At 64.6% G+C, this 9,147-nt stretch carries 8 protein-coding genes and 1 pseudogene; 7 read left to right on the top strand and 2 right to left on the bottom strand.

Annotated features, from left to right (window positions below):
* Together EOA23_RS27935 and EOA23_RS27930 are read left to right on the top strand one after the other, a co-directional pair.
* A pseudogene (locus tag EOA23_RS27935) lies at positions 1-444 on the top strand (D-allulose-6-phosphate 3-epimerase); the annotation flags it as partial.
* On the top strand, positions 444-1,472 hold the full coding sequence (locus EOA23_RS27930) for an ROK family protein (protein WP_127306522.1): 1,029 nt from the start codon (positions 444-446) through the stop codon (positions 1,470-1,472). The pseudogene EOA23_RS27935 and the gene EOA23_RS27930, both read left to right, overlap by 1 nt.
* Before the next feature lie 67 nt (positions 1,473-1,539).
* On the opposite strand, the gene EOA23_RS27925 is transcribed toward EOA23_RS27930, so the two are convergent.
* Positions 1,540-3,069, bottom strand: a complete 1,530-nt coding sequence (locus tag EOA23_RS27925; RefSeq protein ID WP_127306521.1) for an MDR family MFS transporter — start codon at positions 3,067-3,069, stop codon at positions 1,540-1,542.
* Positions 3,070-3,188: 119 nt separating this feature from the next.
* Here EOA23_RS27925 and EOA23_RS27920 point away from each other — a divergent pair, with 119 nt between their 5' ends.
* The 5 genes from EOA23_RS27920 to EOA23_RS27900 all read left to right on the top strand — a co-directional run bounded on the left by EOA23_RS27920 (position 3,189) and on the right by EOA23_RS27900 (position 8,117).
* Entirely contained in the window at positions 3,189-3,833 is a 645-nt protein-coding gene (locus tag EOA23_RS27920; RefSeq protein WP_127306520.1) for a MarR family winged helix-turn-helix transcriptional regulator, read from the top strand.
* A 400-nt stretch (positions 3,834-4,233) separates the two neighbouring features.
* A complete protein-coding gene (locus EOA23_RS27915) occupies positions 4,234-5,220 on the top strand; it encodes a substrate-binding domain-containing protein (RefSeq protein WP_127306519.1) in 987 nt (328 codons plus the stop codon).
* Complete coding sequence (locus EOA23_RS27910) at positions 5,217-6,221, top strand: ABC transporter permease (RefSeq protein ID WP_127306518.1); 1,005 nt, start codon at positions 5,217-5,219, stop codon at positions 6,219-6,221. The genes EOA23_RS27915 and EOA23_RS27910 overlap by 4 nt, the downstream gene beginning before the upstream one ends.
* Complete coding sequence (locus EOA23_RS27905; protein ID WP_127306517.1) at positions 6,218-6,982, top strand: ATP-binding cassette domain-containing protein; 765 nt, start codon at positions 6,218-6,220, stop codon at positions 6,980-6,982. Before EOA23_RS27910 ends, EOA23_RS27905 begins: the two co-directional genes overlap by 4 nt.
* 49 nt (positions 6,983-7,031) lie before the next feature.
* Positions 7,032-8,117 (top strand): Gfo/Idh/MocA family oxidoreductase, encoded by a 1,086-nt coding sequence (locus tag EOA23_RS27900; protein ID WP_127306516.1) that lies wholly within the window; start codon positions 7,032-7,034, stop codon positions 8,115-8,117.
* A gap of 201 nt (positions 8,118-8,318) precedes the next feature.
* Here the strand turns inward: EOA23_RS27900 and EOA23_RS27895 are convergent.
* Positions 8,319-9,147, bottom strand: an 829-nt coding sequence (locus EOA23_RS27895; RefSeq protein ID WP_127306515.1) for an ABC transporter substrate-binding protein, incomplete at its 5' end; no start/stop codon positions are given.

Here is a 9,147-nt window from a genome sequence, read left to right as displayed (position 1 = left end):
CCTGAGCACCACGCCCGCCTCGGCGCCGACCTTGTCACCATCCACGCCGAAAACGGCGAGGCCGGGTTGCGCGCGGTGAAGCTGGCGCACGAGCTCGGCGCCGAGGCGGGCGTGGTGCTCAGGCTCGAAACGCCGGTCGACGCGATCGAGCCGTTTCTGCCTGACGTCGCCTTCGTGACGCTGCTCGGCACCTCGATCGGCGTCAAGGGGCAGAGCCTGTCGGAAAGGGCCTGCCCGCGACTGATCGAGGCGCGCGCGCTGATGCGACAGGCCGGCCGCGAGGCCGACATCATTTTGGCAGCCGATGGCGGCATACGCCACGAGACGGTGCCGCTGCTGCGCGCCGCAGGCGCAGACACTGTGGTGCTGGGCTCGCTCGCCTTCGGTGATCCGGATCTTGCGCAACGCATGGCCTGGCTGCACGGACTGAAGGCCGCCGCCTGATGAGCACGCTTGCGCTAGCCTTCGACCTCGGCGGCACGGAGCTGCGCGGCGCGCTGATTGGGCGCGGCGGCGAGGTCGTGGCGCGCGTCTCGGAACCGACGATGACCGAAGCGGGATCGGAGGCGGTCATCGGCCGGATCATCGCGCTCGCCGACAAACTGCTGGACGACCACTCCCAAGCCAAAGTGATCGGCATCGGCGCCTGCGCGCCTGGTCCGCTCGATCCCAAGGCAGGCATCGTCATCGGACCGCCTACGCTCTCCGGCTGGCACAACGTGCCGATGATCGACATTTTGAGCCGGCAGTTCGGCCTGCCGGTGCGGTTGGAGAACGACGCCAACGCGGCAGCGCTCGGCGAATGGCGCTTCGGCGCCGGACGCGGCGCCGGCTCGCTGGTCTTCGTCACCGTGTCGACCGGCATCGGCGGCGGCGTGATCGCCGACGGCCACATCTATCACGGCCGGCGCGGCCTAGCGGCCGAGATCGGCCACATGACGATCACCGGGGAAGGCGATCGCTGCTTCTGCGGCAATGTCGGCTGCTTCGAGGCCGTCGCTTCGGGCACCGCTCTCGGGCGCCGGGCGACGCGGCTCACCGCGCCTGGCGACGGCTCGCAGTTGCGGCGGCTTTCCAATGACGGCGACGTCTCGGCCCGCCATGTCGTCGAGGCCGCGCGGACAGGGGACGCGGCGGCGCGCGACCTGGTCGAGGCGGAAGCGAAATGGCTCGGCGTCGGCTTTACCAACCTTTTGCATCTCTATTCGCCCGAGGTGATCGTCATGGGCGGCGGACTCGCCAACGGCTTCGACCTGCTGGCGCCGGGGATCAGGGCGACGATCGAGGAGCGGGCCATGCAGGCCTATCGCGACGTGCCGATCGTGCCGGCCGAGCTCGGCGACCGCGCCGGGCTCGTGGGTGCTGCCAGCCTTATCCTGTGGGAGGGCGAGCCGGGCACGGCGCTTTCGATGGTGCAGGACCAGGAGACGGGCGACGGGGCCAGCGGACCGGCCGGCGCCAGAGCCGGATGATTTCAATTGAAATCGGGAAGACGCTGACGCGACTTCAATCTGTCCGGGTTCCGTCCGGCTCGGCGGCTCAGGCCCGCTTCGGGATTTCCCTGTTCTCGAGCAGCAGCGTCAGCCCCATGGCGACGAAGTAGAGCGCCGCCACCCAGATGAACATCACGTTGAACCCGCTGGAATAATGATCGAGCACCACCTCGCGGATCGCGGCGGGCAAGCTCGAAGCGATGTGCGGGGTGAGCCCGTTCAAGCCCTGCGGCAGCAGGGCGGTGGCGTCGGCGGGAAGCTCCGCGGTCTGCCGGTTCAAGGCCCAGATCATCACCGCGCCGTTCAGCGCAAGACCGAGCGATGCGCCAAGCGTGCGCGCCTGCGTGATCAGCGAGGTCACCGCGCCAATGTCCTGCAAGGGTGCGGCTGCCTGGATCGCCACGATCAGCACCTGGAACTGCAGGCCCATCGAGATGCCGAGTGTAGCCATCATCGCCGCCAGCACCCAGATCGGCGTATGCTGGTTGATGAAGACAAAGCCTATCATCAGCAGGCCACCCATCGCCATCGCCACCACCGGCATCCATTTGTAGCGTCCGGTTGCGGCAATGACCCGTCCGGCGACGATCGAGATGACCATCGACGTCAGCGACGCCGGCAGGAACAGGAAGCCGACTTCAGCGGGACTGAGCCCCGTCAGGGTCTGCATGTAGAGGGCGAAGTAGAAGAACATGCCCAGCGTCACCGTTCCGGCAACCAGCGACACGCCCGAGACGATGCTGACCGTCGAGATGGCGAACAGCCGCAAAGGCACAATCGGCTCCCCGGCCCGCCGTTCGACCATGATGAACAAGATGATTGCGACCAGCGCAAGCAGCGGCAGCACGAAGGTGAAGGTGTCCGGCCCGGAAGGGTCAAGCACATGATAGCCCCAATAGACGATGGCCGTCGTGCCGATGGCCAGCAGTACGCCGCCGAGATAGTCGACATGGTGCTTCTTCTCGTTGAAGCGGCTGCGCATGGCGAATGCCAGCACCGCCATGACGATAATGCCGATCGGCAGATTGACCAGGAAGACCCAGCGCCAGCCGAACAGGCTGGTGATGTAGCCGCCGGCCAACGGGCCGAGCACCGAGGACAGCGCGAACACCGCCGAGCTGTAACCCTGGTACTTGGCGCGGTCGCGCGGCGAGAACAATTCGCCGATCATGGCGAAGGCGGAAACCATCAGGCCGCCGCCGCCGATGCCCTGGAGCACGCGCGCGGCGATCAGGCTCTCCATCGACCATGCCATGCCGCAGGCCAGCGAGCCCAACACGAACAGGCCGATGGCCGTCAGGACGACATTCTTGCGGCCATACATGTCGCCAAGCTTGCCGTAGAACGGCGAGACCGCGGCGGTCGAGAGCAGATATGCGGCGCCCACCCAGCCAAACAGGTGCAGATTGCCGAGCTCTCCTGCGATGGTGGGCAAGGCGGTGACGACGATCTGCATGTCGATGACGGCCATGAACATGGCAACCAGCGCGCCGAAATAGACGATCATTGTCGCAAGATCGGGCCTGGCTTCGGCCTCCACGGGCGGCGCATCCGGAAGAGTTGAGTCAAGGCTCATGGCGTATCTCCAAGGCTAGGGCGCGGTTTATGTGCTCACGGCAGATGTATGTCAACATCAAATATATGCTATTAGCATACAATTGACATCGGCATGTATTTTTGCTAGCGCGCTGCGGGATGAGCAAAGATGCTGAGCCGGGCAAGCCCGACCGATTTTCCAACCTGTGCCAGACGCATGGCGATCAGGATCTCGCCGATCTGGCGCGCAGCCATGGCCTGTCCGAAGCGGCAGCCGGGGCTGTGGCCGCCATCGATGCGGTGATGAACAAGGTGCGCCGCTCGGTCCAGCGCCGGGACTTCGGCCGGCTGATAGTGGCCCGTATCGACCCCTCGCTGGAATTGAGTCATCTCGATGCGATCATCGCGCTCAGCGCGGTCGCCAGCGACACCCCGCAGGACGAGGTGACGGTCGGCGTCATCGCTGAGCGCATGGGGATAGATCCCTCCCGTGCCAGTCGCATCTCCGCTGATCTCGTCGAACGTGGTTACGCCTTCCGCGTCGCATCGCAGCTCGATGCCCGGCGAATATGCCTCAAGCTCACCCCCAAGAGCGAGCGTCTCGTGACGGCGGTGCGCCAGACCAAATGGCGGATTTTTGCAGGATCGCTGACGCAGTGGAATGAGCAGGACCTTGTGACGTTCGCCGCTCTGCTGGAACGCTTCGCCGGTTGGACCATGGACGAAGCGGAGATGCGCAGGTCAGCCGATGCCGTCAAACAAATGATGGACGAGACGGAGCCGTCGCTCCCCCAGGCGAAATAGCCGGCAAGCCACGAGCAGCCATTTCCGAACAGCGGACCGCGCGGTCCTCCATGATCGCCGGTTCGATCGCTTTGGTCGAGCGCAAGCGTGGTCTTCGGAGCCCGTCCGCTAAAGCCACAATGGCGGCACGTCACAGACGCCAACCTCATTAAAAATGCACTGTGCTCCATTTTAATTCTTGACGTACGTAAAATTATTTCCAAACATGCGATAACGCTGATGTGATATCATCGGCGCTCTGGGAGGAGCAACGCCTGATATGAAAGAAACCCGAACCGGGCGCCTTGTGCGCGCACCAGCTTGTCTTTCCAACGCAAGCCCCGGACTCGCGTGTGTTTCGTCAGCCATGCCGTTCGCAGAACAACGAGCCGACAATCAAAAATCCGGAGGAGGAAGATATATGCGCATGTTCAATTGCCTGGCGCTCGGCGCTGGCCTGCTTGCCACGCCGCTTGCCGTGCCCGCACACGCCGAAGAGGCCAAGGTCGCAGCGATCGTCAAAGGCCTCGACAATCCGTTCTTTCAGACCATGCAGAAGGGCATCGAGGAACAGGCCAAGGCCGACGGCGTCGGTGTCACCGTGCAGGCCGCCGCCAATATGGGCGATGCGACGGGGCAGGCCGACAAGCTGACGGCCATGGCCCTGCAGGATTATGATTGCTACCTGGTCAATCCGATCAGCGTCTCCAACCTGGTGCAGGCGCTGGTGCCGGTCGCCCAAAAGAAGAAGCCGATCGTCAACATCGACTCGACCATCGATGCCGAGCAGGCCAAGGCCGCGGGCTTCGCCGTCTCGACTTATATCGGCACCGACAATGTCGCCGCCGGCGCGCTGGCCGGCGAGGAGATGCTGAAGCTGGTGCCGAAAGGCTCCAAGGTGGCGCTGGTCGCCGGCATCGTCGGCGACGTCGGCTCGAACGCGCGCATCAAGGGCTTCAAGCAGGCGGTCGAGGGTAAGCTGGACGTGGTGGTCATGGTGAGCGCCGACTGGGATCGCGAGAAGGCGCTGACTGCTGCCACCGACATCCTGGCCGCGCATCCTGATCTCGCCGGCTTCTTTGCCGCCAACGACATCATGGCGCTCGGCGTCGAGCGGGCCGTGCAGACGTCCGGCAAGGACGTCAAGGTGATCGGCCTCGACGGCATTGTCGACGCGCTGAAATCGGTCGCTGCCGGCGAACTCACGGCCACCGTCGCGCAATACCCCTATGTGGTTGGCGCGATGGGCGTCGAGGCGTGCAAGCTTGCCGCCATGGGCAAGGAACTTCCCGCCAACGTGCCTGCGCCGGTTCTCCTCATCAACAAGGACAATGCGGAAGCCTCGCTGAAGAACTTCCCGCGTCCAGGCGGCGACTATCCGGATCCCTTGCGCGAGATGCTGAAGTGAGCCTTCCAGCCGACAACGCGCCCGCCTCCCGACAGGCGGGCGTCCACGAGGAGAGCCGTCCCTCCCTGGCGGCTCTCCTCATCGATCCTTCCTTCTGGGCCGACTGGGCATCCGTCGTCGGCCTGGTCGGTCTCGTCGTCCTGTTCGGCATCACCTCGCCAGTCTTCCTCAGCGTCGCCAACATGCAGGCGATGCTGCTTGCCGCGGCGATCCTGGTGGTGCTGTCGATCGGCCAGACCTTCGTTGTCGCCACGTCCGGCATTGACCTCTCGCTCGCAGCCTCCGTCATGCTCGGCGCGGTCATCCTCGGCCTGGTCAATGCGGCGGGTCTCGGCATCTTCGCCGCCTGCGTGCTCGCGGCGCTCGCCACCAGCGCCATAGGCTTCGTGAACGGCGTGCTGATCACCGCCGGGCGTATTCCCGATTTCGTCGTGACGCTTGGCACGCTCTCCGGCATCACTGGTCTTGGCCTCATCCTGTCAGGCGGCGAGCCGACCATGGTGGGCTCGACGTTCCTGCTCAAGCTCGCGTCAGGCTATCTCGGGCCGTTCGGCTATCCGGTCTGGGTGGCGATCGCGGCCGTCCTTGTCGCGCATGTTGCGCTCTACCACACGCGGTTCGGCGTGCATCTGCTTGCCACCGGCGGCCAGGCCGAGAGCGCCAGCGCGCTCGGCATTCGCACGAACCGCGTCAAGATCGCGGCCTATACGATCTCCGGCTTCTGCGCCGGCATCGCGTCGATCCTTCTGGTGGCGCGCATCGGCTCGGCCGAGCCGCAGATCAATACGAGCCTGCTCCTGAACTCCGTAGCGGCCGTGGTGCTGGGCGGCGTCAGCCTCTTCGGCGGCCGCGCCAGCATCCTGGGACCCGCCATCGGCGCGCTGATGCTGACGGCCCTCGTCAACGGGCTGACGCTGCTCAGCGTCTCGGCCTTCTATCAACCACTTGCCGTGGGCGTGATCGTGGTCCTGGCGGCGCTGATCATGCGATATCAGAAATGAGCTTCGTCAATCACATCGCGCCTTCCGAGGCGATCCTCGCCTGCCAGGGACTGAGCAAGCATTTCGGCGGCATCCGCGCCTTCACCGATGTCGGGTTTCAAGCCCGGCGAGGTGAGGTCACCGCGGTGATCGGCGACAATGGCGCCGGCAAGTCGACGCTCATCCGTTGTCTGGTCGGCGTGCATGTGCCCGACGGCGGCACGATCTATTTCGACGGCCGCCAGCACCCGTTCTCCAATCCGGACGAGGCGCGCAAATCGGGCATCGAGACCGTGCACCAGAACCTGGCTCTGATCGACGAATTGACGGTGGCGCAGAACCTTTTCCTCAACCGCGAGATCGTGCGCCGCATCGGCCCGTTCGCCCTGCTCGACCGCAAGGCGATGAAAGAGCAGGCGCGCGCCATGCTGTCGCGGCTGTCGATCAACGTGCCGTCCGTGACCCAGCGCGTCCGGCGTCTCTCGGGCGGCCAGAGGCAGGCGATCTCGATCTGCCGCGCGGCGGGGTCCGGCGCCAAGCTGGTGGTTATGGACGAGCCGACGGCGGCGCTTGGCGTGCAGGAAACGGCAAATGTCGAGGCTCTTATCCGCAAGCTGCGCGAGCAGGGCGTAAGCGTCATCTTGATCAGCCACAATTTCGATCAGGTGCGACGGCTCTCCGACCAGATCTGGGTGATGCGCGCCGGCAAGATGGTGGCGACGGTGCGATCCTCCGACACCACCGGCAACGAGCTCGTGGCGCTGGTGACCGGCGCGGCGTGACCGCCGCGCCGCGCATGGAATTTGAAACAAACTAGCGAAGGAGTTTGCCGTGTCGCTGATCCGTGTCGGGCTTGTGGGTCTTGGAGAGGTGGCGCAATCGATCCATCTGCCGGTGCTGGCTGACCAGCGCGACCGCTGGGTCATCGCCGGCGCCCATGACGTATCGCCGAGCCTGGTAAAGCTCATCACCTCGCAATACCCAACCGCAAAGGCCTATGAAAGCGCCGAGGCGCTGATCAATTCGCCAGACATCGACGCGGTCTTCGTGCTCTCGTCGGACGACACGCACAGCCGCTTCGTCCGCGCCGCGATCGCAGCCAACAAGCATGTCCTGCTCGAAAAGCCCGCCTGTCTGACGGTGCGCGAGATCGACGAGCTGATGGCGCTGAGCAAGGATTACAAAAAGACGATCTTCGTCGGCTACATGCGCCGCTACGCGCCGGCCTATCTGGCGGCGCGAGACGAGTTGCCGGCGCACGAAGACATCACCCATGTGCGCATTTTCGACCTGATCTCGGAAGGCCGGCATTTCCTGAAGAAGAGCCAGAATATCCTCTATCCGCGGGACATTGATCCGGCGATCCTTGAGCGCGGTGCCGAGGAGCGCGACGCGCTGATCCGCGAGGTGGTTGGAAAAGACGCCTCGGCCGAGCTCGTGCGCGCCTATCGCGGCCTGACCGCGCTCTCCTCGCACCACATCTCGGCCATGCGCGGCTTGATTGGCGAGCCGCGGCGCGTGGTGGCGGCGCACCGCACCAATGGCGGCGCCAACACCAGCGTCACCTTCGATTATGGCCACTTCGCCTGCCTCTATGACGCGGTGGTCGACGATCTCGGCCTGTTCGATGCCATGATAGAGGTTCGCTCCAACACCAAACGGGTACGGATCATCTACGACACGCCCTATATCCGCAGCCTGCCGACGCGCCTGGAGGTGACCGAGGCCGGGCCGCTCGGCCCGGTGACGAAGGCCTTCGGACCGCTCTATGGCGATGCCTTCTCCAACGAGCTGGAGACATTCCACCGCCACATCATGGAGGGCACCAAGCCGGTCACCGACCTGGCGGACTCACGACGCGACCTTGCGCTGATGGCCGAGATCATCGCGCGAATGAGAGAGAGCGGCGGGAACTAAGGTCGTCGGCCGCGACATGCAGGCGGTCAGATCCCGCTCGGGGTCCGACCAGCAAGCCTTGCGATATGGCTTTTTTGACGGACACAGAGGCACACACGCCATCATCAACGAACCCACCGATCGTTCTTGTCAGCGCGACGGAGATGGCGAGGGCACCATGTGGCTGCCCCCGCCAGAGGCATCAGCGATCGGCGCTTCAAGTCACCCTGCGTTCCTGAATTGAAAGCCGCTGAGCACTTGCTCGTTGGGATCGATCGCACCCAGATTCTTGACGATCCGGAATCGACCGCTCTGTGCCTGCGCGATGTACATGTTCATGCGAACATGGTGCTGGCCGGGAACCATCTCGGCCGGACCGCCTGGGCCTTCGGCGATCCGCACGTGATCGAGCGCCTGTATAACCGCATCTCGCTCGACACTGCCTGCTTCCTTCACCGCAGCTTCCCACATCTTGATTGCCCGGTAGTGGCCGGTGCACCCGCTGCCCGCGGTCAAGGTGGCGCCGCCCGGGAACCGCTCGCTATAGCGGCGCAAGAGCGCGCGGCCGAACGGTTCGTCGAGCTCCTGGTAGTAGTCGAGGCAGCTGTAGAGGCCCTCGATCTGCTCGGACGGCACCAGATTAAAGAAGTTCTCGTCGAAGTAAGTGCAGACGATTCTGCCGCCGCGTTTGCCGAAACCCGCCTTGTGCAGTTCTTCGAGGAACGGCGTCAGGCCCGGCGGGACAATGGTGTTGAAAACCACGTCGGTGCCGCTGGTCATGATCTGCTGCACCGTCCGCCGGAAATCGACGGTGTCGAGCGGGAAATACTCCTCGCCGACGATCTCGCCGCCATTCGCGTGCACCGCCCGACTGGCGGCCTTGTTGAGCAGATGCGGCCAGATGTAGTCAGCCGACGGCAGATAGAACCGCTTCGCCCCGGTGCTCTTCATCAGCCACGGGATCAGCGGGTCGACCTGCTGCGCGGGCACGGGGCCCGTGCAGAAGATCAGGGGATCATTTTCCTGTCCCTCATACTGCTCGGTATAGATG

It is taken from the genome of Mesorhizobium sp. M2A.F.Ca.ET.042.01.1.1 (genome assembly GCF_003997405.1).
Taxonomy (GTDB): domain Bacteria; phylum Pseudomonadota; class Alphaproteobacteria; order Rhizobiales; family Rhizobiaceae; genus Mesorhizobium.
The sequence above is the reverse complement of the archived record's forward strand: the minus strand, read 5'-3'. Positions and strand labels throughout refer to the sequence as shown.